This window comes from Microbacterium sp. MEJ108Y (assembly GCF_000834175.1).
Lineage (GTDB): Bacteria > Actinomycetota > Actinomycetes > Actinomycetales > Microbacteriaceae > Microbacterium > Microbacterium forte.
Map to the genome: position 1 here is coordinate 22,920 of NZ_JXQX01000011.1, position 26,840 is coordinate 49,759.

At 69.1% G+C, this 26,840-nt stretch carries 27 protein-coding genes and 1 tRNA gene; 17 read left to right on the forward strand and 11 right to left on the reverse strand.

What is annotated here, in order from left to right:
• Positions 1-47 precede the first annotated feature (47 nt).
• Together RU09_RS06270 and RU09_RS06275 are read left to right on the forward strand one after the other, a co-directional pair.
• Complete coding sequence (locus RU09_RS06270) at positions 48-920, forward strand: N-acetylneuraminate synthase family protein (RefSeq protein ID WP_042538646.1); 873 nt, start codon at positions 48-50, stop codon at positions 918-920.
• A complete protein-coding gene (locus tag RU09_RS06275; RefSeq protein WP_052492883.1) occupies positions 917-2,323 on the forward strand; it encodes a DUF6716 putative glycosyltransferase in 1,407 nt (468 codons plus the stop codon). The genes RU09_RS06270 and RU09_RS06275 overlap by 4 nt, the downstream gene beginning before the upstream one ends.
• Positions 2,324-2,344: 21 nt before the next feature.
• Here RU09_RS06275 and RU09_RS06280 read toward each other — a convergent pair whose 3' ends face one another.
• On the reverse strand, positions 2,345-2,947 hold the full coding sequence (locus tag RU09_RS06280; RefSeq protein WP_042538648.1) for a TetR/AcrR family transcriptional regulator: 603 nt from the start codon (positions 2,945-2,947) through the stop codon (positions 2,345-2,347).
• A 105-nt stretch (positions 2,948-3,052) separates the two neighbouring features.
• On the opposite strand from RU09_RS06280, the gene RU09_RS06285 reads away from it, so the two are divergent.
• On the forward strand, positions 3,053-3,766 hold the full coding sequence (locus RU09_RS06285) for an SDR family oxidoreductase (protein WP_042538650.1): 714 nt from the start codon (positions 3,053-3,055) through the stop codon (positions 3,764-3,766).
• Between the two features lie 34 nt (positions 3,767-3,800).
• Positions 3,801-4,799, forward strand: coding sequence for an NADP-dependent oxidoreductase (locus RU09_RS06290; protein WP_042538652.1), 999 nt, complete (start codon positions 3,801-3,803; stop codon positions 4,797-4,799).
• 58 nt (positions 4,800-4,857) lie between these two features.
• On the opposite strand, the gene RU09_RS06295 is transcribed toward RU09_RS06290, so the two are convergent.
• Positions 4,858-5,640 (reverse strand): ABC transporter permease, encoded by a 783-nt coding sequence (locus RU09_RS06295; protein ID WP_042538654.1) that lies wholly within the window; start codon positions 5,638-5,640, stop codon positions 4,858-4,860.
• Complete coding sequence (locus tag RU09_RS06300; RefSeq protein ID WP_082041051.1) at positions 5,637-6,674, reverse strand: ATP-binding cassette domain-containing protein; 1,038 nt, start codon at positions 6,672-6,674, stop codon at positions 5,637-5,639. Before RU09_RS06300 ends, RU09_RS06295 begins: the two co-directional genes overlap by 4 nt.
• A gap of 61 nt (positions 6,675-6,735) precedes the next feature.
• Between RU09_RS06300 and RU09_RS06305 the strand changes: the two genes are divergently transcribed.
• The gene (locus RU09_RS06305; RefSeq protein ID WP_042538656.1) at positions 6,736-7,722 is read left to right on the forward strand and encodes a helix-turn-helix transcriptional regulator; all 987 of its coding nucleotides are present in this window, start codon (positions 6,736-6,738) and stop codon (positions 7,720-7,722) included.
• Here the strand turns inward: RU09_RS06305 and RU09_RS06310 are convergent.
• Positions 7,719-8,645: a hypothetical protein gene (locus tag RU09_RS06310; RefSeq protein ID WP_042538658.1), complete on the reverse strand. Its 927-nt coding sequence runs from the start codon at positions 8,643-8,645 to the stop codon at positions 7,719-7,721. The two genes, RU09_RS06305 and RU09_RS06310, sit on opposite strands and share 4 nt — an antisense overlap.
• Positions 8,646-8,781: 136 nt before the next feature.
• On the opposite strand from RU09_RS06310, the gene RU09_RS18475 reads away from it, so the two are divergent.
• Positions 8,782-8,857, forward strand: a tRNA-Met gene (locus RU09_RS18475).
• 33 nt (positions 8,858-8,890) lie between these two features.
• Here RU09_RS18475 and RU09_RS06315 read toward each other — a convergent pair.
• Together RU09_RS06315 and RU09_RS06320 are read right to left on the reverse strand one after the other, a co-directional pair.
• On the reverse strand, positions 8,891-10,084 hold the full coding sequence (locus tag RU09_RS06315; RefSeq protein ID WP_042538660.1) for a low temperature requirement protein A: 1,194 nt from the start codon (positions 10,082-10,084) through the stop codon (positions 8,891-8,893).
• An 89-nt stretch (positions 10,085-10,173) separates the two neighbouring features.
• Positions 10,174-10,788, reverse strand: a complete 615-nt coding sequence (locus RU09_RS06320) for a TetR/AcrR family transcriptional regulator (protein ID WP_042538662.1) — start codon at positions 10,786-10,788, stop codon at positions 10,174-10,176.
• Positions 10,789-10,858: 70 nt separating this feature from the next.
• On the opposite strand from RU09_RS06320, the gene RU09_RS06325 reads away from it, so the two are divergent.
• Positions 10,859-12,160 (forward strand): MFS transporter, encoded by a 1,302-nt coding sequence (locus RU09_RS06325; protein ID WP_231567479.1) that lies wholly within the window; start codon positions 10,859-10,861, stop codon positions 12,158-12,160.
• Between the two features lie 34 nt (positions 12,161-12,194).
• Entirely contained in the window at positions 12,195-12,635 is a 441-nt protein-coding gene (gene arfB / locus RU09_RS06330; RefSeq protein WP_042538664.1) for an alternative ribosome rescue aminoacyl-tRNA hydrolase ArfB, read from the forward strand.
• Between the two features lie 9 nt (positions 12,636-12,644).
• Here arfB and RU09_RS06335 read toward each other — a convergent pair whose 3' ends face one another.
• Positions 12,645-14,720, reverse strand: coding sequence for a bifunctional lysylphosphatidylglycerol flippase/synthetase MprF (locus tag RU09_RS06335; RefSeq protein WP_042538859.1), 2,076 nt, complete (start codon positions 14,718-14,720; stop codon positions 12,645-12,647).
• A 126-nt stretch (positions 14,721-14,846) separates the two neighbouring features.
• Here RU09_RS06335 and RU09_RS06340 point away from each other — a divergent pair, with 126 nt between their 5' ends.
• On the forward strand, positions 14,847-16,004 hold the full coding sequence (locus RU09_RS06340) for a PQQ-dependent sugar dehydrogenase (protein ID WP_231567480.1): 1,158 nt from the start codon (positions 14,847-14,849) through the stop codon (positions 16,002-16,004).
• Between the two features lie 20 nt (positions 16,005-16,024).
• On the opposite strand, the gene RU09_RS06345 is transcribed toward RU09_RS06340, so the two are convergent.
• The gene (locus RU09_RS06345) at positions 16,025-17,005 is read right to left on the reverse strand and encodes an oxidoreductase (protein WP_197065979.1); all 981 of its coding nucleotides are present in this window, start codon (positions 17,003-17,005) and stop codon (positions 16,025-16,027) included.
• A gap of 49 nt (positions 17,006-17,054) precedes the next feature.
• On the opposite strand from RU09_RS06345, the gene RU09_RS06350 reads away from it, so the two are divergent.
• Positions 17,055-17,456, forward strand: coding sequence for a MerR family transcriptional regulator (locus RU09_RS06350; RefSeq protein ID WP_042538666.1), 402 nt, complete (start codon positions 17,055-17,057; stop codon positions 17,454-17,456).
• A gap of 1 nt (position 17,457) precedes the next feature.
• Here RU09_RS06350 and RU09_RS06355 read toward each other — a convergent pair whose 3' ends face one another.
• A complete protein-coding gene (locus tag RU09_RS06355) occupies positions 17,458-18,111 on the reverse strand; it encodes a DsbA family protein (protein WP_042538668.1) in 654 nt (217 codons plus the stop codon).
• A gap of 87 nt (positions 18,112-18,198) precedes the next feature.
• Positions 18,199-18,612 (reverse strand): hypothetical protein, encoded by a 414-nt coding sequence (locus tag RU09_RS06360; RefSeq protein WP_042538670.1) that lies wholly within the window; start codon positions 18,610-18,612, stop codon positions 18,199-18,201.
• Positions 18,613-18,701: 89 nt separating this feature from the next.
• On the opposite strand from RU09_RS06360, the gene RU09_RS06365 reads away from it, so the two are divergent.
• Genes RU09_RS06365 through RU09_RS06375 form a run of 3 tightly spaced genes read left to right on the forward strand, consistent with a single transcriptional unit; the run spans position 18,702 to position 21,617 of the window.
• Positions 18,702-19,070 carry a PLD nuclease N-terminal domain-containing protein gene (locus tag RU09_RS06365; RefSeq protein WP_042538672.1) on the forward strand — a complete coding sequence of 123 codons (369 nt, stop codon included), beginning with the start codon at positions 18,702-18,704 and terminating at the stop codon, positions 19,068-19,070.
• Complete coding sequence (menD, locus tag RU09_RS06370) at positions 19,067-20,731, forward strand: 2-succinyl-5-enolpyruvyl-6-hydroxy-3-cyclohexene-1-carboxylic-acid synthase (RefSeq protein WP_042538674.1); 1,665 nt, start codon at positions 19,067-19,069, stop codon at positions 20,729-20,731. Before RU09_RS06365 ends, menD begins: the two co-directional genes overlap by 4 nt.
• Positions 20,732-20,774: 43 nt before the next feature.
• Entirely contained in the window at positions 20,775-21,617 is an 843-nt protein-coding gene (locus RU09_RS06375) for a polyphosphate kinase 2 family protein (protein ID WP_042538676.1), read from the forward strand.
• A 21-nt stretch (positions 21,618-21,638) separates the two neighbouring features.
• On the opposite strand, the gene RU09_RS06380 is transcribed toward RU09_RS06375, so the two are convergent.
• Positions 21,639-22,898 carry an isochorismate synthase gene (locus tag RU09_RS06380; RefSeq protein ID WP_042538678.1) on the reverse strand — a complete coding sequence of 420 codons (1,260 nt, stop codon included), beginning with the start codon at positions 22,896-22,898 and terminating at the stop codon, positions 21,639-21,641.
• A 62-nt stretch (positions 22,899-22,960) separates the two neighbouring features.
• Between RU09_RS06380 and RU09_RS06385 the strand changes: the two genes are divergently transcribed.
• From RU09_RS06385 to RU09_RS06400, 4 genes are read left to right on the forward strand one after another with little or no spacing between them, the layout of a single operon-like run.
• Positions 22,961-23,524: a hypothetical protein gene (locus RU09_RS06385; protein ID WP_042538680.1), complete on the forward strand. Its 564-nt coding sequence runs from the start codon at positions 22,961-22,963 to the stop codon at positions 23,522-23,524.
• Positions 23,521-24,240 carry a class I SAM-dependent methyltransferase gene (locus tag RU09_RS06390; RefSeq protein ID WP_042538682.1) on the forward strand — a complete coding sequence of 240 codons (720 nt, stop codon included), beginning with the start codon at positions 23,521-23,523 and terminating at the stop codon, positions 24,238-24,240. The genes RU09_RS06385 and RU09_RS06390 overlap by 4 nt, the downstream gene beginning before the upstream one ends.
• 45 nt (positions 24,241-24,285) lie before the next feature.
• Entirely contained in the window at positions 24,286-25,347 is a 1,062-nt protein-coding gene (locus tag RU09_RS06395) for a polyprenyl synthetase family protein (RefSeq protein ID WP_042538684.1), read from the forward strand.
• Positions 25,348-25,405: 58 nt separating this feature from the next.
• Positions 25,406-26,800 (forward strand): FAD-dependent oxidoreductase, encoded by a 1,395-nt coding sequence (locus tag RU09_RS06400; protein ID WP_042538686.1) that lies wholly within the window; start codon positions 25,406-25,408, stop codon positions 26,798-26,800.
• Positions 26,801-26,840: the final 40 nt, after the last annotated feature.

Below are 26,840 nucleotides of genomic sequence, written 5' to 3' on the forward strand. Positions count from 1 at the left end.
TCGGCGCGTACTCAGGGGAGAAGGCCATTTCGACGACCGGAGGAACCATGACTGTCAGCATCGGCTCACGCGTGATCGGCGGCGGCCACCCCGCCTATGTCATCGCGGAGATCGGCCTCAACCACAACGGCGACGTCGACATCGCCAAGCGTCTGATCGACGTCGCGGCGAAGGCGGGAGCCGACGCGGTGAAGTTCCAGAAGCGCACTCCCGAGATCTCCACCCCCGAGCACATGCGCGATGTCCCGCGCGAGACGCCGTGGGGCACCATGAGCTACCTCGACTACCGTCGCCGCGTCGAGTTCGGCCGCGACGAGTACATCGCCATCGGCGACCACGCCACGATGCTCGGACTCGACTGGTTCGCGTCCCCCTGGGACGTGCCCAGCGTCGAGTTCCTCGAAGACCTCAACGTCGTGGCTCACAAGGTCGCCTCGGCGAGCCTCACCGACACCGAGCTGCTCCTCGCGCTGCGCGAGACCGGCAAGCCGATCATCCTCTCGACCGGCATGTCGACGATCGAGCAGATCGACCGCGCCCTGTCCACGCTCGGCACCGACCGCGTCGTGCTCATGCACGCCACGTCGACCTACCCGCTCGAGCCCGAGGAGGCCAACCTCCGCGCGATCGCCACGCTGCGCGACCGCTACCCCGGAGTGCCGGTCGGCTACTCCGGCCACGAGCGCGGTCTGCAGATCTCTCTCGCCGCCGTCGCGATCGGCGCGGTCGCCGTCGAACGCCACATCACGCTCGACCGCACGATGTGGGGCTCCGACCATGCGGCATCCCTCGAGCCCACCGGCCTCGAGCACCTCGTGCGCGACATCCGTGTGATCGAGATGGCTCTGGGCGACGGAGTCAAGCGCGTGTTCGAGAGCGAGCGCGCGCCCATGGCGAAGCTGCGGCGCATCTCCGCATGAGCGAACCGGGCACGAGCAGGTCGGGCGCACTGCGGGTCGTCGCGATCGCCGACGCCGACTCGTTCGTGAAGTGGTCGGCGTCGCTGCTCGGCAGTGTGCCCGGCATCCGTCCGCATCTGCTGCTGGTGCAGACACCGCTGGCCGCGAGCGTCGATCAGCAGCGCACGGCGCTGGCCGGCACCGGGATGCTGTCGGACGACGTCACCCGCATCGGCTTCACGCAGGCTGCCGCGTGGCTCGAGGGACAGCGTCCCGACGTCGTCCTGCTCGCCGGGCGCGGGCCGTTCGTGCGCCTGATGGGGCGCCTGGTCGACACGCTCTCGCACCGCCCGGTGGTCGTAGCGGGTCTGCCGGGAATGGCGATCCCCGCCCAGCGGGGCGCCCTCGAGTACCGCCGCCATGCCGACCTGCTCGTGGTGCACTCCCACCGTGAGGAACGCGCGTTCGCCGAGCTGGGCCACCGGATCGGCGTGCAGGTGCCGACGGCGCTGGCCACACTGCCGTTCGCCCGATCGCGATCGCGGATGCTCGCCGCTGACCGGGCCCGGGTGCTCGGCGCAGACGCAGGCCACCCCGCAGGAACCCTCATCGCCGATCGTCCTCCGACTCCGAGCGCCGTGCGGATGCCGGCGACCGACATCGTGTTCGCGGCGCAGGCCCTGGTGCCGGTCGGACGGGACGAACGCGCCGAGATCGCCGCCACCCTCGTCAGGGCAGCCGAGGCCGACCCGAATCGTCGAGTCGTCGTCAAGCTGCGCTCGCGCCCGGGGGAGTCCGAGACCCACCTCGAGCGCGATCCGTATCTCGAGCTGCTGCCTGCCCGGCGTCCCGACAACCTCGTGGTCTCCTACTCCTCGATGGCTGCCGCGCTCTCGACGGCGGCCGGACTCGTGACCGTCAGCTCGACCGCGGCCGTCGAAGCCGTGGCACTCGGTGTGCCTGTGATCGCGCTCGATTCGTTCGGCGTCAGCAAGAGCCTGCTCAACACCGTCTTCGTCGGCAGTGGGCTGCTCGGCGGGCGCAACGAGGTCGTGGCCGGTCGATTCCGGCATCCGCACCCCGCCTGGCTGCGAGACAACTACTTCCACCCGGCGGCCGAGTCGACCTGGTGGAACCACGTCGAGCAGCTGGTCGCTCTGCGCCGGGCCGGTGCTCTGCCGGCGAAGCGCGTGCCGGCAGCCCGAGGCGGCGCGCTTCACGAGGCGTGGCACCGCGCGAGCGTGCTCGGCTCGAAGGACCGCACCCTCGGCGGCGCTGCTGCTCTCGCCGTGGGGGTGCCTGCGACGGCGCTCCTCGCTGCTCTGCGCCGCGGCCGCGCGTCCGGCGACGGCGGCACCTGGGCCGACGCGACGACCGACATCACCCTCGAGCCGAACCCGTTCCACGACTCGATCCGGCGCTGAGACACCGGCGGGCGATCGGGCTCAGGGGCGGAGCAGTGCGTCGACCTGCGCCCTCACGTCCTGGGCGATCTCATCGATGCTCGCCTCGGCATTGACGCTCGCCGCCATCGTGACGAACATCACCGCTGACACGATCCGGGCGAGTGCGGCAGCCCGATTGTCGTCGATGGTCGGATCGCGCCGCAGGATGTCCGCCAGCGCGTTCTCGGTGTCGCCCACGATGCGCAGAGCCTCGGCATGGTGCGAGTCGGTCGGATTGCCGAACACCATCTCGCGGAGATAGGTGCGGCCGTTCTCGATCTGGGCGCGATTGCACTCGATGATCGGGCGGAGGAGAGCCATCGCGGCGTCGAGCGTGTCCGGTGTCGCCTCGGCGGCCGCACGTCCGGCCTCGAGCGCGACAGCGTAGTGCGCGTTCTGCACGAGCAGCAGCAGCTCGCCCTTCGTCTTGGCGTACAGGAATAGCGTGCCCGTGCCGACATCTGCCTTCTCGGCGATCTGCTGGGTGGTGACGTCGTCGATGCCGTGCTGCGCGAACAGCTCAGTCGCGGCCGCGGTGATGCGCTCGAGCTTCTGCTGCTTGTTGCGCTCGCGGCGCCCGAGGGTCGGTGCTGGGGTCGACATCTCGTCCTCTCGGGAATATAAACTGATTGGGCTCAGTTATGACTGCAGTCGCTTACGTGCGAACTCAGCAGACACCACATTGTCCCAAACATCAAGGAGCATTCCATGCCTTCACTCGACGGCGCAGTCGTCCTCATCACCGGAGCGAACGGGGGCATCGGCACCCGTTTCGTCGAGGAGGCGCTCGCGCGCGGAGCGGCCAAGGTGTACGCCACGGCGCGGACGCCGCGCGAGTGGGCCGACGAGCGGGTGGTGCCCCTGCGACTCGACGTCACGGATGCGGAGTCGATCCGCGCCGTCGTCGAGGCGGCACCTGATGTGACGGTGCTCATCAACAACGCCGGCGCCTCTGTGCCGACCGCGGGGATCCTCACGCATACGGACGATGAGATCCGCCACAACGTCGAGACGAACTTCCTCGGACCGCTCTTCCTGACCAGGGCCTACGCCCCGCTGCAGTCGGGTCGCGACGGAGCGACGGTCATCGACATCCACTCCGCTCTCGCCTGGTTCGCCGTCGGCGGCATCTACAGCGCCACGAAGGCGGCGCTGTGGTCGGCCACCAACTCGCTCCGTCTCGAGCTGGCTCCGTCGGGCGTGCACGTCGTCGGCGTGCACGTCGGCTATGTCGACACGGCGATGGCAGAGCACGTGTCGGACCCCAAGACCGACCCCGCCGAGCTGGTGCGTGCGATCCTCGACGCGACCGAGCGCGGGGAGTACGAGGTGCTCGCCGACGAGATCTCCGTGCAGCTCAAGGCCGGGCTCAGCGCGCCGCTCGAGGCGGTCTACCCGCAGCTCCAGCCCGCGGCCGGCTGATCCCGGTCGAACGAGAACGAACAGGGGAAAGACGATGCGCGCAGTCGTGCTCACCAAGTACAAGCAGCCGCTGGAACTCATCGAGGTCGAAGAGCCGCAGGTGGGGGAGCGAGACGTCCTGGTCGCGGTCGAGGCCGTCGGCCTCAACCAGCTGGACGAGAAGATCCGGGCAGGCGAGTTCGCGCAGATCCTGCCGTACTCTCTGCCCGTCGTGATGGGCAACGACGTGGCGGGCACGGTCATCCGGGTCGGCCGCCTGGTCGAGTCCTTCCGTCCCGGTGACCGGGTGTTCGCCCGGCCGGATCAGAATCGGATGGGGGCGTTCGCGGAACGGATCGCGGTGGCGGAAGCGGATCTGGCACTGATTCCGGACGGCATCTCGATGGCTGAGGCGGCGTCGCTGCCCCTGGTGGCTCTCACGGCGTGGCAGGCGCTGGTGGAGAGAGGCCACGTCGGACCGGGGCAGAGGGTGCTGATCCACGCGGGGTCCGGCGGCGTGGGCTCGATCGCGATCCAGCTCGCGAAGCATCTCGGCGCGATCGTCGCCACCACCGCGAGCGCGGCGAACGCCGACTTCGTCCGCGAGCTGGGCGCCGACGTCGTGATCGACTACCGCGCGGAGGATTTCGAGAAGATCCTCTCGGAGTACGACTTCGTGCTCGACAGCCTCGGCGGCGAGAATCTCGAGAAGTCGCTGCGGGTCCTGAAGCCTGGCGGCCTCGCCGTCGGGATCTCGGGGCCGCCCGACCCGGCGTTCGCGAAGCGGATGGGGCTGGGCGTGATGGTGCGCCTCGCGATCGCCGTGTTGAGCCGACGGATCCGACGTCAGGCGAAGCGGCTCGGAGTCACTTACGAGTTCCTCTTCATGCGCGCGGATGGCGAGCAGCTGAGTCGCATCGCGGCCCTCGTCGACGGAGGTGCGCTCAGGCCCGTCGTCGCGAAGACCTATCCGTTCGGGCAGATACCCGCCGCGCTCGCGGATCTCGCGTCCGGGGGCAGCCGGGGAAAGATCGTCGCCACCCTCGAGCGCTGATCGCGCGACGTCCGCACCGCCCGCCCGGACATCGGGTCGGCGGTGCGGACGTGTCGCGTCAGCTGCTGCGACGGATAGCCCGTACTCCCACCACGAGTCCGACGACCGCCACCGCCAGCGCCGAGACCCACCCCCACAGCACGGTCGGATCGCCCAGGTCGCCCGCGAACAGCGCGCGCTCGGCCTGCACCACCCAGTTGACCGGGTTGACCGATGCGACCGCCCGCATCCAGGCGGGGCCGTCGTCGAGCGGCAGCAGCATGCCCGACAGGATCAGCAACGGGAAGATCAGCGACTGCTGCACTCCCCAGAACAGCCACTCGCGGTCTTTGGTGGCCAACGCCAGCGAGTACGACAGCGAACCGAGTCCGACGCCGAAGACCGCGAGCAGCGCGAGCCCGATGAACAGGCCCGGCAGGTTGATCGCGAACCCGAACGGCCACGCGATCAGCACGATGATCAGAGCCTGTACCACGATCGGCGCGATCTCCTTGAGCGCACGACCCACGAGCAGCGATGAGCGCGCGAGCGGTGCGACCAGCGTGCGCTCGTGCGAGCCGGTCATCATCTCGTACTGCAGGTTCGAGCCCGTGGCGCCGGTGCCGAACAGCACGATCATCACGAGCACGCCGGGCACGAACCAGGCGAGGGTCTCTCCGGCCGGTCGGCCGGACCCGCCGATGAGGAGCGGCGCGAACAGGCCGAGGAACACGAGCGGCTGCAGCAGGCTGAAGATCAGGGTGAACGGGTCGCGCAGCACCGGCTTGAGCTCGCGGGTCAACACGTTCCTGGTGTCGCGCATGAGATTCGCGCGCACGAGGGTGTCGGTCCTGGTGGTCATGAGAGGACTCCTGTCTTGTCGTTCTCGACCCCGGTTGCGGCATCGGACTCGGATGCATCGGCGGTGCCTTCGCCCGCTTCGCGCAGCGTGCGCCCGGTCAGAGCGAGGAAGACGTCGTCGAGGGTGGGTGGGACGCCGGTCGCCCGACGCACCAGGATGCCGGCGGCATCCAGCTCGCGCACGATCACCGGCAGCAGTCGGTCGCCGTCGGGCACGGCCAGCGTCAGCGAGTCGTCGTCGAGCGACACCTCGGCCCCGCTGAGGCGAGCGACGGCCGGGCGTGCGTTCGCGGCATCCGCATCGTTCGCGAAGCCGAAGGTGAGCACGTCGCCGGCGAGCGTCGCCTTCAGCGCTGCCGCGTCGTCGTCGGCGATGATGCGGCCCTTGTCCATGACCATCACCCGCTCGGCGTAGCGGTCGGCCTCTTCGAGATAGTGCGTGGTCAGGAAGACGGTCGTGCCGTGCTGGGTGCGCAGGTCGAGGATGTGCTCCCACAGATTGGCCCTGCTCTGCGGGTCGAGACCGGTCGACGGCTCGTCCAAGAAGATCAGCGGCGGCGCGTGCATGAGACCGAGCGCGATGTCGAGCCGGCGCTTCTGACCTCCGCTGAGCTGCTGCACCGTGCGGGCCGCGAACGAGGAGAGATCGAGGGACTCGATCAGCTCATCGGCGCGACGGATGCTGTCGCGCCGGCTCATGCCGTAGAACGCGCCCTGGCTGAGCAGCTCATCGCGCACCCGCTGCGAGAAGCTGCCGCTCGTGAGCTGACCGACGTAGCCGATGCGTGCGCGAACTCCGGCCGCATCCGTGCGGATGTCGTGGCCGACGACGCGGGCGGTCCCCGACGTCGGCGGGATGAGCGTCGTCAGCATCCGCAGGCTCGTCGACTTGCCCGCGCCGTTCGGGCCGAGGAACGCGACGAGCTCGCCGCGCACCGCAGTGAAGGAGAGGTCGGTGACCGCTTCGACCGACGTCTTCTTGACGGTGAAGACCTTGGTGAGGCCTTCGGTTTCGATGATGGATTCGTTCGACATGCCAGCAGGCTAGAACGCAATCAGGACAGATCCTGTCCGCAATTTCTGTCAATCTTGAGACATGTCCGACACCACCTCCAGAGCCCTCGCCCTGCTCAATCTGCTGCAGACGCACAGGCACTGGCCCGGCACGGAACTGGCGAGCAGGCTCGGCGTCACCGAGCGCACGGTGCGCCGCGACGTCGATCGGCTGCGAGAGCTCGGATACCGCGTGGAGTCGACGCCCGGAGCGGCCGGCGGATACCGCCTCGAGGCCGGCAGTGCCGTGCCCCCGCTGTTGCTCACCGATGACGAGGCGGTGACGATGGCGATCGGTCTTCGCGTCGCCGCGACGCAGCAGCTGGTGGGCGGTGCCGAGGTGACGCTGACGGCACTTGCGAAGCTCGAGCAGGTGCTGCCGTCGGCGCTGCGTCAGCGGGTCAATGCGCTCGCCGCCGCCGTGCAGCCACCGCGCATCGGCGACGCCCCGGTGGTCTCGCCCGTCGTGCTGGGGGAGATCGCTCTCGCGACCCGAGACCACGAGCGTGTGCGGATGCGCTACGTCGACGGAGCGGGTGCCGAGAGCGTGCGTCGGGTCGAGCCGCACGCGCTCGCTCCCTCGGGCCGCAAATGGTTCCTGCTGTGCTGGGATCTCGACCGCGATGACTGGAGGACCTTCCGCGTCGACCGGATCGTCTCGGTCGAGCACACCAGGGTGCTGTTCACACGACGCGAGATCTCGACCGAGGAGATCGACGAGCGGGTGCTCATCGCCGCGTCGTGGTCGCCGCAGAAGATCGAGGCGGATGCCGTGATGCAGCTGCCGTTCCCCGAGATGCAGGACATGTTCGGGCCCTGGTCCGAGGGCGCGACTCCCGAGGGTGAGAATCGCACGCGCTGGCCCTTCGGCGGCTCGGACTGGCGCGAGGCGATGTACGCGCTGCTCTGGATCCCCGAGGGCGTCGAATACACGACCAGCTTCCCCGAGCCGCATCGCGCCGAGCTGCGGGAGTCGGTGCAGCGGTTGCTGCGGGCACTCGATGCGCCGGCTCCCGATCCGCGCGACTAAGGGCGGGGTGCGGCGATCGAAGGAGGGTTCGGGTCGTTCCACCGTTGAAACGTCTGCACCCACCAGAATGCCGCGAACAGGATCAGGGCGACCGCCTCGCCGATGAGCACGACGGGCGTCTCCCCGAAGGTCTGACGGAAGAGCACCGCGACCACGAGCAGCACGAGGTCGGCGATGAGCAGCCCCGCGATCCAGCGATAGACCGATCGTTGCCGGGGTGTGGGCGGAGTCTCGCCTGGCTCGAGTGGGCCGCCCGCGTAGAGGATCGGGACCGCCGCGAACACTCCGAAGAACAGCAGGGTCACTGCGAAGTGGATGCTGTTCACAGGCCAGAAGTTGAACGGGAAGTACTCGTTGAGCGCCGGGGCGAAGGCGAGTGCCGTGACGACAGCGGCCGTGACGAGCGCGAACAACGACACCAGCACGGCCGCCCGGTTCGGGGTGCGCGTGCGGCGGCGGATCACCGCCATCGTGATCACCACGGCCACCACCACCACGGCATAGACCGCGATCCCCGCCTTGGCGCTGCCGACGTATCCCGCGGGGATGCACTCCGTGGCGATCGGGCACGGAATGTGGCCGACCGCGCGAGTGTCGGCGAGCCCGGTCGGAACGATCGCGATGAGCGGCGCCAAGACGGCGCATACGTCGAGCAGCGTCGTCGCCCGGCTGCGTCCTGAGAGAGCCAGCAGGACGACGGATGTCGCGATCAGCGCTCCGGCGAAGACGTCGCGGGCCGGCGTGTAGATCGCGTGGCTGATCGAGTGGAGCGGATTCCAGCCGAACATCATCGGCTCCCACATCACCACGAAGCTCTGCAGCGCGACGCTCACGAGCAGGGCGAACACGATCAGCACCAGCGACAGACGGAGATAGCGGTGGGTCTTCTGCGGGGTCGTCGCGGGACTGTCTGCGGCTGCCATGTTCGAGACGCTACACCGCTCGGCGGACGCCGCCGTGTGACGCGGCGTGACGCCCCTTGTCATGCGGGGACGCACTCTGTCAATCCCCGCAACGATCCTGGCCTTCCCGGTCGCAGCCGGGTAGCGTCATTCCCATCGCGGCGATCCGGGCGGTCCCGGGCCTCAGTTCATACCTGAAGGCGTGGCGGGTTCGACTCCCGCCGTCGCGTCCACTTGTTCGGGCTCTGCCCGCGACCCACCCGCGGTCAGCCCCCTGCGCGGCGACCGCGACGCAGACGCTCGAGGGTCTCGCCCGCTGCGACACCGACGAGAACCGTCGCCGTCGTGATCGACAGCGTGAGCGCGTCGACGGTGAAGCCCGCGAGCCGCACAACGGCGAGCAGAGCGAGAGCCACCAGACCGACGAGTTGCGCTCGCGCCCAGCGCCCTTCGAGCACGCGGCGGAACAGCACGGTGCCGGTGAGGAAGAGGAACGGCGCGCCGACGACCACGACGGCCGCGGCGAGGCCGCGCTGGTCGGGAAGCGCGAGCATCTCCTTGTCGCCCACGCTCATCAGCACGATGCCGGCGATGATCAGAAGATGCACCCATGTGTAGACGGTGCGAGCGAGCCGGGCCGGTTCGCCTGACGCCTCGATCGCCTCGGCGCCGATGCGTTCGCCGTGATCGAAGTAGATCCACCAGGTCGCCGCGGCGGCGACGAACGCCGTCACCAAGGCAGCGATGGATGCGACGGACGATTCCTTGTCGACGAACGCGAAGCCGGTGACCAGCAGGCCTTCACCGAGTGCGATGAGCACGAAGAGGGACGTGCGCTCGGCGATGTGCGGACCGGAGAGATCCCAGGTCTTCAGCTGCACCTTCCCCCGTCCGGGCACCGGAAAACCGAGCACGGTGCCCAGCAGTTCGAGAGCCAGCGCGGCGGCCCACAACGGCAGCTGCCACCCGAGGGGCAGCAGCGCGCCGACGATCCACAACACGCCGCCGGCGACCGCCCAGCAGAGGAGGAGGGAGAAATCGCCGGCCACCCGCCGGTCGTGACGGGCTGTCGCCCACACGATGAAGACCGTGCGTCCCACCTGGAGGACGACGTAGGCGATGGCGAACGCCCATGCGCGATCGCCGAACGCCTCAGCGATCGAGACGCTCATCACGAGCGCCACGAGGGCCAGTGCGATCACCGCCCCGCGCACGGGGAGCGTGACGGGGTCGAGCCAATTGGTGACCCAGGTGGTCGACACCCACGCCCACCACAGGGCGCACACCATGATGACGCCCTCCAGAGCGCCCAAAGGCGTCTGATTCTCGTAGAGGTAGGCAGACAGCTGGGTCAGCGCGAGGACGAACACGAGGTCGAAGAACAGCTCGACATAGGTCACTCGATCCGCGCGCGGAGAGTCTGTGGGGCGCAACACGTCGCGGGCCATCCCGAATGCCATGTCACCAGCTTGGCATCGCTTTTCGTCGGGGGGAGTGGACCCGCGCGCGGCAGGCGCTTCGCCGTGAGACCGCGCAGCTCCAGCGCGGGTCAGTCCGGCGACTCCGTGAGCGCCGCCTCGACCGGAGCCCACCCGTTCTCGAGAACCGTGAACCCGGCGTCGAGGATGCCGAGCTGGTCGTCGTTCTCGTTCACGAGCAGCTGCATCTGCAGCACGAAACGCGAGTAGACGCGGATCTCCGGGGTCGGCTCGGGGACTCCGAGCTCGTCGGCGATCGCATCCGACAGGGCATCCTCGTGGCGGAGCCACATCTTGGCGGCATAGTCGCGCAGTGCGGGCGTCTCGTTGAGAAAGGCGAGGAAGATCCGCGTCACGTCGTTGCCGTGCTCATCGATGTTGGCGCCGACCTCTGCGGTGTAGAAGTCGCGGATCGCCCGATTGATCGTGGTGCCGTCCGGTCGGTCTCGGACGGCGCCGACGAGCCGGTCGCGCTGCTCGTCGTCCTCGTCGAAGACCAGCGCCTCCTTCTGAGGAAAGTGCGCGAACACCGTCGTGGGCGAGACGTCGGCGGCGTCGGCGACCTCGCGGATGCTGACGTTGTCGAAGCCCCGCTCGAGGAACATCATCGTCGCGACATCGGAGATGTTCTTGCGGGTCGCCGCCTTCTTGCGTTCCCGGCGTCCGAGTGGCTCGGTATTCGTCATGCCTCCACCGTATCGCGCATTCGATCCAAAACTGGCTTGACACCAAAACTGGTATTGATACAGTTTCGGAGTGACTTCACTAAAGAACCCGCTCGCGCGCAGCGACAAGCGCGCCTGGATCATGCTCATCGTGCTGACGATGCTCACCGTCATCGGGATGACCGTCGTGCTCCCCGTCCTGCCCTTCGTCGTGCTGCAGTACGTCTCGCACGAAGGCGATCTCGCGATCTGGGTCGGTGTGCTCGAAGCCGTCAACGGCCTGTGCGCCTTCCTGGTAGCCCCCTTCCTCGGCCGCCTCTCCGACCGCTTCGGTCGACGCCCGGTGATCATCGCCGCCGCGTTCGGAGCGGCGTTCGCGATGACCCTCTTCGGCATCGGCGGTGCGATCTGGGTCCTGGTGCTCGCTCGCGTGATCCAGGGGGTGACCGCCGGGGACCTGCCGGCGCTCTTCGCCTACCTCGCAGACATCACCCCGCCCGAGAAGCGCGCTCAGCGGTTCGGCCTGCTCGGCGCTCTCTCGGGGATCGGCATGATGATCGGCCCCGCCATCGGCGGACTCCTCGCGGCAGTGAGCCTGCAGCTGCCGGTCTTCCTCACCGCGGCCGTCGCCCTCACGATCGCGATCCTCAGCATCTTCCTGCTGCCCGAGAGCCTGAAGCCCGAGAACCGCATCGAGCGCATCTCGATCCGTGAGATCCAGCCGTTCGGTGTCTTCACCGAGGCGTTCGGCCGCAAGGAGCTGCGGGGACTGATGATCGGATTCGGCCTGCTCGCGCTGCCGTTCGGCTTCTTCGTCAACAACTTCAGTGTGCTGGCGCTCGACTCGATCAGCTGGGGGCCGACCCAGATCGGTCTCCTCACCGCGGGCGTCGGCATCATCGACATCCTCATCCAGGGCGTGCTGCTCGGCATCCTGCTGCCTCGCATAGGCGAGCGCGGTGTGATCATCAGCGGCATCGTCGCGCAGACGATCGGACTCGTCGGCCTTGCGGTCGTCGCCTCGGTCTTCGCGCAGCCGTGGGTGTTCATCGTCGGTGCGTTGATGCTCGCCGCAGGGCAGGGAGCCGCCACAGCAGCGCTGGACGGTGCCATGTCGAACGCGGTCGGCGACGACGAGCAGGGCTGGCTCGGAGGGGCGACCCAATCGCTCAACGCCGCGATGAACACCGCGGCGCCGCTGATCGCGGGCGCGCTCTACGTCACCGTCAGCCACGCGGCGCCGTACTGGTTGGGAGCCGCGCTCATGGTCGTCGCTGCGATCGTGGTCGGCCGGGCGCACATCGCGAACATCGCGAAGAGGGATGCCGGAGAGCAGCCGTCAGCGGGCACCGCGAACCGCGTCCCGCTCGAGGCCGTCGACACCGTCGGCTGACGCGCGCACCCCACGCCGGGGGGATGATGGATGCATGGCCACCCCTCATCGCCCCGGCCTGCGGGTCTCGGCGGGTCTCACGATCCCCGAGGCCGAGCTGTCGTGGCGCTTCTCCCGGTCGTCCGGCCCTGGTGGGCAGGGTGTGAACACCGCGGATTCCCGGGTGGAGCTGGTCTGGGATGCTGCCGGCAGTGCCGTGCTCTCGCCACACCAGCGCGAGCGTCTGCTCGACCGACTGAGCGGCCGTCTGGTGAACGGGGTGCTGACGATCGCCGCCTCCGAGCACCGCGCGCAGCTGCGCAACCGTGACGCGGCGCGGGAGCGGCTGGTGGCACTCGTCGGCGAGGCGCTGCGTCCGCCCGCACCTCCCCGCCGCGCCACCAAGCCGAGCCGCGGATCGAAAGAGCGTCGGTTGACCGCGAAGAAGCAGCGCACTGACGTCAAGAGACTGCGCAGACCGCCGCGCGACGGCTGACGGGCCGAATCAGTCCTTGCTGCCGCGCACCAGTTCGAGACCGGCGCCCGCGAACTGCCGCAGCGTGGCATCCGGCAGGAAGGCTCGTGTGAGGGCCGTGCCGATGGCCGCGAGATCGGCCTCATCGCGGAACAGCAGGTACATCGTCTCGTAGCGCGGATGGAACTTCTGCTTGAAGCGGTGCAGCGACGCGAAACCGTAGACGGGTTCGAGTGCTTCGGCGAGGCGGTCGCTGAGCACGGCGATCATGCCGGCATCCGGCGGATAGTCGTGGGCGAGCGGAGCCCCCGAGAGCGACATGATCTGGGCGCCTTCCTCCGAGAACTGCTTCGCCGACGATCCGATCAGGTACTCCATGACGGGCCCGAAGCCGCCATCCCGGCGCCGCATCAGATCGAGCGTCCATCCGCGCACGGTGCCGCCCTCGCCGTAGACCGGCAGCCATGACAGGAATCCGTCGACGTCGCCGTTCGGGGCCAGCGCCAGAGCCAGTCGCACCTCGGGATCCTCGGCCTCGTCGAGCGTGCCGAGAGTGAACCGCATCTCGGGGAGGTCCTTGTCGCCGACCCAGGCCTCCGAGATCGCCCGCAGCTGCTGCCGCACCCCCCACGACTCGTCGCCGAGTCGGGTCAGCCGGAAGGTCATGTCCTCGCGTCCTGCTCGATTGAGCGAACTGCGCACCGAGTTCCAGCGCTTGCCGGTGAACTCCAGGCCCGGCAGGTCGACGATCGTGTCATCCGCGACCACGAGGCTGCGCCAGCCCGCCGGCACGGCATCCCGCGTCGCATCGTCGGCGCTGAAGAAACACGGCACGAGGCCCGCGAGCTCGGCGGTGCGGATGAATTCCGCGACAGCGTCTGCACGCGACGCCGAGGGTCCGATCGGGTCGGCCAGCGCGAGCGCGACCCCGGCCCGGCGCTGGTACGCGACGATCCCTGCGGCGCTGCGGGCGTAGCTGTTGCCCTCCCACGTCGTCATCCAGGACAGCGTCCCGCCGCCGTGCGCGCGCAATTCGGTCTTGACGTCATCGACGGTCGGGGCGGGTTGGATTCCGAGCGGTGACTTGCGCTTCGCCCGGAACGCCCGACGCACCGCGACCAGGTAGACGAGCAGGATCACCCAGAGGAAGCCGTTGGCGAGAGCGAGCTCGGTCTCGCCATCCCAGCGCACGTCGACCTGAGCCTGCGAGAACACGGTGATCAGGATGAGCACGAGCGCCGCGATCAGGATGTTGAAGAGTCCGAGCAGGATCACGAGCACCCACGACCAGCGGCGGCCTCGCAGCAGTCCGTTCACGAGCACGGCGATGACCACGAGGTCGATCGCCAGGTCGATGAATCCTCCCGACACGGGCTCCGTCGGACCGAACGGGCCGTCGGTCGCCACCAGGGTCGTGATGATCTCGACCGCCCCCAGCACCAGCAGGGAGATCACGGCGATCAGGCGCTGTTCGCGCACGGTGGTCCGCTGCACGCGCAGGGTGCGATCGACGACCAGGATCAGCAGCACGGCGAGCAGATGCTCGAGATCCGCGACCGCGCCCCAGAACAGCATCGCGATGAACACGAATCCGAGCAGCACGAGCCACCCGCGCACCCGCCACGGCGGCCGGAACAGTCCGATCGCCGCGGCGATGCAGGCCATGGTGCCGCCCGAGGCGCCGACATCGAGCGCCTGAGCCTGCTCCTGAGCCCAGGCCCACGGCAGCTGCGAGGCGAAGAACAGCACGAGTGCGGTGGCCAGGATCGCGAAGAGCTGCCCGACCCAGTAATAGGCGAGCGCGACCCTGGTGCCGCGGCGGTACTCGAGGTACGCCATGCCCCAGAATCCCGAGATCGTGAAGACGTACACCCAGGGTGCGTTGACGAAGAACGTGCCGGTGAACGGCGTCCACCACATGCCCTGCGCGAGGTTGGGCAGACCGTATGCGACGGTGCCGAACAGGTCCGTGTTCTCGAACGGGCTCCACAGTCCCTGCCACACCACGCCGACGACGAGGATCACCGAGACCATCGTGAGGGTGGCCGGCATGCGTCGCAGCACGGCGAGAACAGGATGCGATGTGGGGGTTCGCGCCTCGGTCATGCGCTCAGCGTAGCGAGGGCGACGCATCTTCCGGAGTGAGACGCCGCGGGACATAGTGGCTCCATGCCCCTCGGAATCCGACGCCGCCGACCGTCATGAACCCCCCCGGCGAGAAGCAGGCCCGCGATGACCCCGACCGACGCGGCCCACGCGACGACGCCTGGATCGTCCCTGTCGCTCCGCGCGAAGAACGCGTTGGATGGACTCATGCCTGCGAATCGGATGCCGTGCCCCTCACCTGCCTGGCCGCGCACCGCTGCCGCGCTCGCCGCCGCATCCGTCAGCGCAGTTCTCCTGCTGGCGTGCTGCGCCCCCGCACCGAACCCGGTGTCGGCGCCGGCATCCGAGTCGTTCGTCGACGAGCTGGAAGCACCCTGGTCGATCGCCTTCCATGGCGATGCCGCTCTGGTCAGTGAGCGCCACAGTGCCCGCGTGCTCGAGATCGGCGAGACCGGCGAGGTGCACGAGGTCGCTGTCATCGACGGCGTGGAACCCGGTGGCGAGGGCGGACTGCTCGGGCTCGCCGTGAGCGACGGCGAGCTCTTCACGTACTTCACGGCGCAGGGCGAGAACCGTGTCGAGCGGCGGACGATCGTCGGGGACGCAGGAGGACTGTCGCTGGGGCCCGCGACCGTGGTGATCGACGGCATCCCCGCAGCCGGCAACCACAACGGCGGACGCATCGCGTTCGGGCCCGACGGGATGCTGTACGTCACGACGGGCGACGCGGGCGATCGTGACAGCGCTCAGGACCTCGACGCGCTGTCGGGCAAGATCCTGCGGCTCACACCCGAGGGAGAGGTTCCCGCAGACAACCCCTTCGACGACTCACCCGTCTACAGCTACGGGCACCGCAATCCGCAGGGCATCGCCTGGGATGCGGAAGGCGGCATGTACGCGAGCGAGTTCGGGCAGGACACCTGGGATGAACTCAACGTCATCGAGCCCGGCGGCAACTACGGCTGGCCCGAGGTCGAGGGAATCGCCGACGACGGCGACTACATCGACCCCGTGCAGCAGTGGCGGCCGGAGACTGCGAGCCCGAGCGGCATCGCCGTGACGGGCTCGAGCATCGTGATCGCGAACCTCCGGGGCGAGCGCCTGCGCACGGTGCCGCTCGATGATCTGACGGCCGGCACCGAACAGTTCGTCGGCGAGTTCGGCCGCCTCCGCGATGTCGTGGTCGGGCCGGGAGGAGACGCCTGGATCCTCACGAACAACACCGACGGACGCGGTGATCCGTCAGACGGAGACGACCGCATCCTCCGGCTCTCTCTCGACTGATCGGGCCGCGGCGGTCAGACTCAGGCGAAGGCGTCGACGCCTGTCGCGGAGACCGACAGCGCCCAGAGTCGCTCGGCGGCCTCAGGGTCGATCGCCCACTCCTTCACCCCGCCGGTGGTCATGTCGCTGTGGTCGGGCGCGACGATCCCCTTGATCGAGCAGTCCTCGCAATACGCACCGCTGCGCTCGATCAGCTCCGTGGCGGTCGCTGCCCAGAGCCCTGTCGACGCACCTTCAGTCGGTGTCTTGAAACGCGGGTTCGGGGTGCCGTCCTCATCGATCCAGCCGCGAGAGAGCAGCTCCTCACGGGGAACGTGCCGCTGCAGCTCGGTCATGATCCCGCCGGGATGCACCGAGAAGGCGAGGATGCCGCGCTCGGCGCCGCGTCGCGCAAGGCCCACGGCGAACAGAGCGTTCGCCGTCTTCGACTGCCCATATGCGACCCAGGGGTCGTAGGGCGTCGTCGCGAAGTCGATGTCGTCGAACCGCACGGGGGATCGGAAGTGCCCTCCGGATGAGTACGAGATGACGCGGGCGTGGTCTGACAGCAGGTCCGCCACCCCGCCCACCAGGGCGAAGTGACCCAGGTGGTTGGTGCCGAACTGCGACTCGAAGCCCTGCGCCGTGTGACCGAACGGGGTGGCCATGATGCCGGCGACGTTCAGCACGAGGTCGATCGGCTGACCGTCGCGGCGCACCGATTCCGTGAACGCCGCGACGGAGTCGAGGTCGCTGAGATCGGCGCCCCGTACCGCCGCCTCCGCGATCCCGTCGAGTGCCTGCTGCGCCGCATCCACACGCCGTGCCGGAACGACCACGCGCACTCCGGCATCCGCCAGCGCGCGCACCGTCTCGAGTCCCAGTCCGGAATAGCCGCCGGTGACGATCGCGGTCTTGCCGGCGAGGTCTGTGCCCGCGATCACCTCGGCCGCGGTGGAGCGGTAGCCGAACTCCGACGAGAGCGGCTGCTGGCGGGCGATCATGTCGAGAGGAGCTGTCATGATCCGACCGTACGATCTAGAGTGCACTCGAAGTCAAGGAGGAGTCCTCATGGTTGATGTGGTCGACACGACGCGCACGTTCAGCATCGGCGAGCTCGCGCGCCTGGCCGGCGTGAGCGTGCACACCCTGCGCTGGTACGAGGCCGAGGGGCTGTTCCCTCGTGATGTGCCCCGCACCTCCGGCGGGCGGCGCGTGTACGCCCACGATTCGCTCGCATGGCTCGCCCTGCTGGGGCGGCTCCGCGAGTCCGGGGCGCCGATCGCGCTGCTGCGCGAATACGCCGCCCTCGTGCGAGCGGGCAGCGGCAATGAGGCCGAGCGACTCGCCCTGCTGCGTGCACACGAACGCTCACTCGATGCGCAGATCGAGTCGCTGATCGCCTGTCGACAGGTGATCCACGACAAGGCCGCGGGCTATCAGGAGGCGCTCGTCGCCCGCGGCCTTCTCTGACTCACCCGTTCACAGCCTCCTCGATCGCCGCCTCGAGGTCATCCCACGCCTCCAGCACGACGGGTTCGCCGTCGATGAAGAAGCTGGGGGTGCTGCGCACTCCGAGCCGCTCGCCGTCGCTCTTGTCGGCCTGCACGCGTTCGAGCGTCGCCGGGTCGGCGACCGCCGCGTCGTAGGCGGCCATGTCGAGTCCGAGGTCGACGGCGAGCGCCCGGAACACCTCCGGAGTCTCCTCCGACTGCTCGCCCCACTGGGCCTGCGTCTCGAACAGCCGGTGGTACATGTCCTCGAAGCGGTCCTGCTCTGCCGCGGCCTCGGCGGCGAGAGCGGCCTGCGTCGAGTTGATGTGCCCCGGCAGCGGGAAGTACCGCACGACGTAGGTGATCTCGCCGTCATACTGCTCACGCAGGTCTTCGACGATCGGGTAGAACGCGGCACACGCCTCGCACTCGAAGTCGAGGAACTCGACGACCGTGACGGCTCCGGCCCCTCCGTCGTCGAGCACGTGCGAGTCGGTGCGGACGGTCTGCAGCTTCTCACCCTCGGGCGGAGCCGGATCAGCGGCCTGCTGCGACATGGCATAGACGATGCCGACGATCGCGAGGACGATCGCGACGGCGATGGCGATCAGGGTCGCCTTGACAGGGGTCTTCATGGGGTTCTCCAACGGTTCGGATCAGGCAGGGTGATGAGGCCGCGACGAGAGTGCGGCCGGGGGTCGCCGACGAACGGCGTGCCTGATTCAGGTGCGGGAGAGCGACAGCTGCGTGAGGGTGAGCGCGGGGATGCACCGCTGCGGGCCCGCGCGAGGCGGAGCAGACGCACGCACGGGGATGCCGGTGCGGATGAGACCGCCGCGTCTGCCGAACCGGAGGAGGAGCAGCACGAGCACGAAGCAGCACAGCGCGGCGACGACGATCCCGGCATCGGACGGGGCCGCATCCATCGCGGTGCCGCCACCGTCATGGTGGCCCGAGAGCGACGCGGCGCTCGCACCCGGCGCGAGGCACAGCGTCGCGTGCGCATCTGCTTTGCCATGCGACGTAGACCACGCGCCGATCACGAGCAGCAGGGCGAGGCCGAGCGCGAGAGCGACCCGGAGGATCAGCATCCGCTCGACGCCCTGGTGTCGCAGTCGCGTCGACGGGGCATGCATGGTGCGCGCAGTCTAACAATCGGGCATCGGCGACCGCTCGACGGCACCCCCACAGGTCCACGTCTCGCAGACCCGCCTACACTGGAGGGGTGGCGAGACTGTTGATCGTGGGCGGCTTCCTGGCCGCCATCTTCTGGGTGTTCAGCATCGTCGACTGCGCAGTGCAGCCGCCGACGCGGCACCGGGGCGTGCCCAAGGCCGCGTGGATCGCGATCGTCGTCTTCATCCCGGTCATCGGCGGGATCCTCTGGTTCACGCTCGGCCGCCGCCGCGCCAACGACAACGGCGGGGCTATCCGCATCATCGCCCCCGACGACGACCCCCAGTTCCTCCGCAGCATCAGCAAGAGCGAACAGGATGCCCGCATCCGCCGCCTCGAAGAGGAGCTCGCGAAGCTCGAGGACGAGACCGACGACGGCACCGCACCGGACGGCACGGCGCCGGACACGCGTCCGTGACAGCATCGCCGGCGACGGATGCCGCGGCATCCCTGATCGCCGACCTCATCGCCCACGGCGTCCGCGATCTCGTGCTCTCGCCGGGTTCTCGATCTCAGTCGCTCGCGCTCGCCGCAGTGCACGCCGCGAACCAGGGGCACCTGCGCCTGCATGTGCGCATCGATGAGCGCGTCGCAGGGTTCACGGCACTGGGTCTCTCGCGTGAGACCGGAGTCCCCGCCGCAGTGCTCTGCACCTCGGGAACCGCCGCCGCGAATCTCCTCCCGGCGGCGATGGAGGCCTTCCACTCAGGAGTGCCGCTGCTGCTGCTGACGGCCGACCGCCCGCCCGAGCTCCGCGGAGTCGGAGCCAACCAGGCGACGATCCAACCGGGCATGTTCGCCTCCTGGGTGCGCGAGCAGATCGACGCACCTGTTCCCGGTGACGGCGACTGGTCAGGTCTGGCGGTGCGAGCCGTCGCGGCCGCGATGGGGGCCGATGCCGAGCACGGCCTCCCCGGAGTCTCAGGCCCCGTGCACCTGAATCTGCCGTCGCGTGAGCCGCTGTCTGGCGACGTTCCCGCTGTCGACATCGCACCGGGCGAGGCTCCGAGGCCGGTCGCCGCAGAGCCGCTCGTGCTCGAGCGCGGGCCGCGTACGGTCGTGATCGCGGGCGCCGATGCCGGGCCGGATGCCGAAGAGGTCGCACACGCCGGATCCTGGCCGTTGATCGCCGAGATCGTCAGCGGTGCCCGCTTCGGACGCCAGGTCGTGCACGGTTATCGAGCGCTGCTGAGCGACGACGAGTTGGGCGGCCGCATCGAGCGCGCCGTCGTGCTCGGGCATCCGACTCTCAGCCGCGAGGTGGCCCGTCTGCTGTCGCGTGGAGACGTCGAGGTGATCGCCGTCCGCCGCGGCGGTGAGGCTCTCGACCTCAACGGGCGCACGACGCCTGCGGCGTCCGTCGCGGTCGCCGCCGGCCCCGCCGATCGCGAGTGGCTCGGAGCCTGGCTCACGGCATCCGCCGCTCGCGCCGTCGACCTCAGCGAACGCGCCCCCGACCAGGACGGTCTCACCTCCACCGATCCGTCCGCTCGACGTGATGCCGTGAGGGCCGAGCTGGCTGCCGTGCGCCGCCCGCTCGATCGCGAACTCCTCGCCGACGCCGTCTGGCGGGCGACCTGGCCGCACGACCGGCTCGTCTTCGGCTCGTCGCGCCTCGTCAGGGTGGCCGACTCGGTGCTCGGCGGCAAGAAGGTCCCGGTGCACGCCAACCGCGGACTCGCCGGGATCGACGGCACGATCGCGACTGCCACAGGCATCGCTCTCGCGAGTCAGGCCGGGGGAGCCCCGGGGGTCACCCGCGTGCTGCTCGGCGACCTCGCCTTCCTGCACGACGTCGGAGCGCTGCTGCTGCCACCCGATGAGCACGAACCGCGCATTCAGGTCATCGTGGGCAACGACGGCGGCGGCACGATCTTCGACGGCCTGGAGGTCGCGGGCACAGCGGCTCGCGCCGACCTCGACAGAGCGTTCTACACCCCGCACACGGTGCGTCTCGAGCAGCTGGCCCTCGCTTACGGGTGGGAGTATCAGCGCGTCACGACCCGCACGGCGCTCGATCAGGCTCTCACCGCTCCGGCCGGTGGTCGTCAGCTGATCGAGGTGCCGCTCACGCGCTGATCCGGTTCGGCGTGGCGTGCATCCGCAGTGGCAGGATGAACGCATGACAGCGCACGAGTGGGCCAAGACCCGCCAGGTCGGCGACGGATTCCGTCTCTGCGACGTCGATCCGCAGAGCACTCCGGGATACAGCGGCGCGAAGGCCGACGGCAAGCGCGATCTCGCGTCCGGTCTCGACGAGCTCAATCAGCTGCAGGAGCGGCTGTTCGCCGAGAGTCGCGTCGGAGTCGCGAAGGACTCGGTGCTGCTGATCCTGCAGGCGATGGACTCGGCGGGCAAGGGAGGCATCGTGCGGCACGTCGTCGGCGGCGTCGACCCGCAGGGTGTCGCGCTCACGGCGTTCAAGGCGCCGACGGAGGAGGAGCTCGCGCACGACTTCCTGTGGCGTGTCGCCAAGCGGCTGCCGGAGCCGGGGTTCATCGGGGTGTTCGACCGCTCGCACTATGAGGACGTGCTCATCGGCCGGGTGCGGTCGCTGGCCCCGTCCGACGAGATCGAACGGCGGTACGACGCGATCAACGAGTTCGAGGCCGAGGTCGCGGCCTCCGGCACCCGCATCATCAAGGTCATGCTGCACATCTCTCGCGACGAGCAGAAGGAGAGGCTGATGGAGCGGCTCGAGCGGGCCGACAAGCACTGGAAGTACAACCCGGGCGATGTCGACGAGCGACTGCTCTGGGACGACTACATGGCGGCCTACCAGAAGGCGTTCGAGCGCACCTCGACCGCTGCGGCACCCTGGCATGTGATCCCGGCCGACCACAAGTGGTTCGCCCGCCTCGCCGTGCAGGAGCTGCTGCTCGACGCACTGCAGCAGATCGATCCGCAGTGGCCGGCGGCCGACTTCGACGTCGAGGCCGAGAAGAAGCGTCTCGCCGCGAGCTGACCGGGTGGCGACCGGCGTCGCTCAGGCGAGGGCGTCGACCAGCGGACGGAACTTGACTCGGGTCTCGAGCAGCTCCGACTCGGGGTCCGAGCCGGCGACGATTCCCGCGCCCGCATAGGCGGTGACGGCGATGTCGGTCTCGGCGGGAGTGAACTGCGCGCAGCGCAGCGCGATGGCCCATTCACCGTTGCCGGCTCCGTCGACCCACCCGACCGGGCCGGCATAGCGACCGCGGTCGAACGGTTCGAGTTCGCGGATCGCCGCGATCGCAGCGGATGTGGGGGTTCCTGCCACAGCGGCCGTCGGATGCAGGGCGCCGACCAGATCGAGCGACGAGCCGCCGTCGGCCAGCTCGCCTTCGACATCGGTCGCCAGGTGGAAGAGGTTCGGCAGCTTGAGCAGGAAAGGCTGCTCGCTCGCGGCCAGCGCGCGCGTGTGCGGGCGCAGCGAGGCGAGCACGCTCTGCACCGCATACTCGTGCTCGTCGAGATCCTTGGTGCTCGAGGCCAGGTGAGCGGATGCCGTGGTGTCGGCATCCGCATCGGCCCCTCGGCCGATGGTTCCGGCCAGCACACGGGCGGTGACGGTGCGCTGCTGCACGGTGACGAGCGTCTCGGGGCTCGCGCCGATCAGCCCGTCGACCGCGAAGGCCCAGGTGTCGGGGTATCCGGTCGACAGCGCGCGCACGAGGCGGCGCAGGTCGGATCCGGCGGGGATGCTGCCGGTGAGGTCGCGAGCGAGCACGACCTTGCTGAGGGCGCCACCGGCGATGCGGTCGAGCGCCTGGCGGACGGAGTCCTGATAGCCCTGCGGGCTCTGCGCCCCCGGCCCGACCGTGCCGGCCCAATGGGGGCCGTAGCCGATCGTCGACGCATCGGGCTGCGGTTCGGCCGCGGAGTGCGACGTCGAGCGGATGCGGGTGAGCCACGTGCGCCCATGGTGCCGGCCGATCACGAGCGCAGGCACGACGAGAACGCTGTCGGCGGCGGAGTCCTCGTCGAAGGTCAGCGCACCGAACGCGACGAGCCCCGAGCCGGGAAGCCGGAGGTCGTCGTCGATCTCGGCATCCTCCGCCAGGTCTCGCCAGGCGGCGGCGATGGCGGCCGAGCGCATGGACGCAGCGCCTGCGGGAATGCGGATCGTCTCGACCACGCCGTCTCCCACGGCGACGATGCCGTGACCGCGGCGCAGCCAGGCGAGGGGCCGCGACGGGTCGGCGTAGGCCAGGAGATCCTCGACCGGATCGATCTCTCGGGTCTCCACGACCAGCCTGCTGCTCACCCCTCCAGCCTAGTTCGTCGCTCGTCGACCGGGATGTGAGTGACCCCGCTTACGCTGAGTGCATGAGCGACGCCCGCCCCGAACCCGGCACCGAGATGATCTTCCAGTGGCGCAAATGGGACGGCTCGCCGCACTGGCGGCACGAGTGCGTGTATCTCGGTGCGGACGAGTGGGGCGACTGGATCGGCCAGCCGGCCGGCTGGCCCAGCGCTCGACCGGGTGCGGCCTACATCGCAGAGACCCCCAACGTGACGCTGGTGCCGCGACAGCCCGACTTCGCCCTGACCGTGAATCGCGATCATCCGAAGGGCATGCGCGTCTACATCGACATCGGATGGGATGTGCGCTGGTCGGACGACCCGCTGCTCGCGGTCGGCATCGACATGGACCTCGACGTCGTGCGGGTCGATGGGCCGCGGGGCATCTGGGTCGACGACCGCGACGAGTGGGCCGAGCACATCGTGCAGTACGGATATCCCGCCGAGATCATCACCCGGCTCGAGGCACTCGCGCTCGACCTCGAGCAGCGCGTGCGCGATCAGACCGCTCCGTTCGACGATGCGACTCCGGATCTCTGGCTCGATCGCCTCGATGCCCTGCACCTCGCGCCTAGACTGGGCACGTGACCTCGAACGAAGCAAACCGCGCCGATCTCGGCAAGGACCCGGCCCGCGTCAGCGGCATGTTCGACCAGGTCGCCGCGGGCTACGACCGCACGAACACGGCGATGACGGTCGGCAACGACGCCCTCTGGCGCGCAGCCACGACCAGGGCCGTCGCCCCGAAGCCGGGGGAGAAGATCCTCGACCTCGGTGCGGGCACCGCGTCGTCGTCGGCATCCCTCGCCCGCAGCGGAGCGCAGGTCGTCGCCGCCGACTTCTCGCCCGGCATGCTCGCCGAGGGCAAGCGGCGCCACGGCAGCATCCGCAATCTCTCTTTCGTGCAGGCGGATGCCACCGATCTGCCCTTCGAGGACGGCGAGTTCGACGCCGTCACCATGTCGTACGCCCTCCGCAACGTCAACGATCCGAAGAAGGCGCTCCGCGAACTGCTGCGGGTGACGAAGCCGGGCGGTCGCCTCGTGATCAACGAGTTCTCGACCCCGCCCGGCACCCTGTTCCGTGCCGGGTACCGCTTCTACAACTCGCAGGTGCTGCCTCGGGTGGCCCGTATCGCCGGCACGAACGGCGACGCGTACGACTACCTGAACGAGTCGATCCGCGACTGGCCGGATCAGAAGAAGCTCGCTGCGTGGATTCGCGAGGCCGGGTGGACCGAGGTCGAGTACCGCAACCTCTCGTTCGGGATCGTCGCACTGCACCGGGCGTTCAAGGCCGCGTGAGTACGACGCGCGAACCCGCACGGCTGACGACGGTAGGCTGAGACCGTGACTTCGAGCCGCGTAGCCCCGGGTTCGCGACTGGCGAGCCGTCTCGGTTTCAGCGACCGTGTCTTCATCGGCACTGCAGGTCGACGCATCGCTCAGGCGATCGAAGACGGTCTCGAGCGTGTCGAGACCGGTCTCGCCGACGATGTGCGCGTCGCCGACCCGCTGGCCGACGCCGCGAGCCGCTACCTCTACGAGGCGGGGGGCAAGCGCATCCGCCCTGTGCTCACCCTGCTGGCGGCCCAGCTGGGCGACGGCAACACCGAGCAGGTGATCGACGTCGCGAAGGCGCTGGAGATCACGCACCTCGGATCGCTGTACCACGACGATGTCATGGACGGCGCCGACCGCCGTCGTGGCGTCCCCGCCGCGCACGCGGTGTGGGGAAACAACATCGCGATCCTCACCGGCGACATCCTCTTCTCCCGCGCGAGCCAGCTGATGTCGCGTCTGGGCGAGCGCGCCATCCGCCTGCAGGCCGACACCTTCGAGCGTCTGGTCCTCGGCCAGATGCACGAGACTCTCGGTGCGCAGCCCGGAGACGACCCCATCGAGTTCTACCTCCAGGTGCTCGCCGACAAGACCGGTTCCCTGATCGCCGCGGCGACGCAGGGCGGCGTGATCTTCTCGAACGCACCCTCGGAATACGAAGAGCCGCTGCGTGTGTACGGCGAGAAGATCGGCGTCGCCTTCCAGCTGCTCGACGACGTGATCGACCTGTCGGCCAAGCCCGAGGACACGGGCAAGGTGCCGGGAACCGACCTGCGCGCCGGCGTTCCGACGATGCCGTACCTGCTGCTGAAGGCCGAGACCGACGACGCGTCGATCGACCTCGCCGCCCGCATCGACGACGGGGTCACCCGCATCGCCGAGGGTGAGGACCCCGGGATCCTCGACGGCCCGCTCACCGAGCTCCGAGACCACGTCGGCACTCAGAAGACCCTCGCGCTCGCGCATTCCTGGACCCGGGATGCGATCGATGCGCTCACCGCGCTTCCGCGCGGCACCGTGCGCGATGCGCTCACCCGTTTCGCAGAGACCCTCGTCGAACGCTCCAGCTGACCGCGTCGCGGCCATCGGCCGCGTGCGTCGGGCGTGACGGCATACGAAAGGACCCCTTATGACCAAGCTCAGACTGGCCATCGTCGGAGCGGGCCCCGCCGGCATCTATGCCGCCGACATCCTGCTGAAGGCCGAGCGCAAGTTCGACGTCTCCATCGATCTCTTCGAGCAGCTTCCGGCACCCTACGGCCTGGTCCGCTACGGAGTGGCCCCCGACCACCCCCGCATCAAGGGCATCATCAACGCGCTCCGCGATGTGCTCGACCGCGGCGACATCCGTCTGTTCGGCAACGTGCGCTTCGGTGAGGACATCACGCTCGATGATCTGAAGAACCACTACAACGCGGTGATCTTCGCCACGGGCGCGATCCGAGACACCGCCCTCGACATCCCCGGCATCGATGCGGTCGGCGCCTATGGGGCAGCCGACTACGTGAGCTGGTTCGACGGACACCCCGACGTGCCGCGCGAATGGCCGCTGGATGCCGCTTCGGTCGGCGTGCTGGGCAACGGCAACGTCGCTCTCGACGTCGCCCGCATGCTGGCGAAGCACGCGGAAGACCTGCTGGTCACCGAGGTCCCCGAGAACGTCTACGAGGGGCTGAAGGCGAGCGCGGTCACCGACGTGCACGTGTTCGGTCGCCGTGGCCCCGCGCAGGTCAAGTTCACCCCGCTCGAGCTGCGCGAGCTCGGCGAGCTGCGCGACGTCGACATGGTCGTGTACGACGAGGACTTCGACTATGACGAGGCGTCGAAGGACGCCGTGGCCAGCAACAAGCAGGTCATGGTCATCGACCGCATCCTGCAGTCGTGGCGCAAGCGCCCGTCGGTCAATGACGCCAGAGGCGATGCGAACAACGCAGGGGGAACGGCATCCCGTCGCCTGCACCTGCACTTCTGGGCCCGCCCGGTCGAGGTCCGCAAGGACGAAGCCGGCCGCGTGGCGGCTCTCGTCTACGAGCGCACGAAGCCCGACGGACAGGGCGGCGCAGTGGGCACGGGTGAGATGCGCGAAGTGCCGCTGCAGGCGCTCTACCGCGCGATCGGATACTTCGGCTCACCGCTCCCCGGCGTGCCCTTCGACAAGAAGCACGGCGTGATCCCCAACCGCGAGGGCCAGGTGCTCGCCAAGGACTCGAACCAGCAGATGACCGGCATCTACGCCACCGGCTGGATCAAGCGCGGACCTGTCGGGCTCATCGGCCACACGAAGTCGGATGCCATGGAGACCGTGCGGCACATCATCAACGACCAGGGGTCGTGGTGGCACCCGGAGGACCCTTCAGAAGAGGCGATCCCCGCGCTGCTGCAGGAACGCGGCGTCAAGTGGACCGACCTCGAGGGCTGGCATCGACTCGACGAGCACGAGGTCGCCCTCGGCGCGCCGCAGGAGCGTGCCCGCGTCAAGGTCGTGCCGCGTGTCGAGATGGTGCGCGTCTCTCGCGGAGAGTGACCGACACCGGATCGTTGTCGGCACCTCGCGTGTCGGAGAG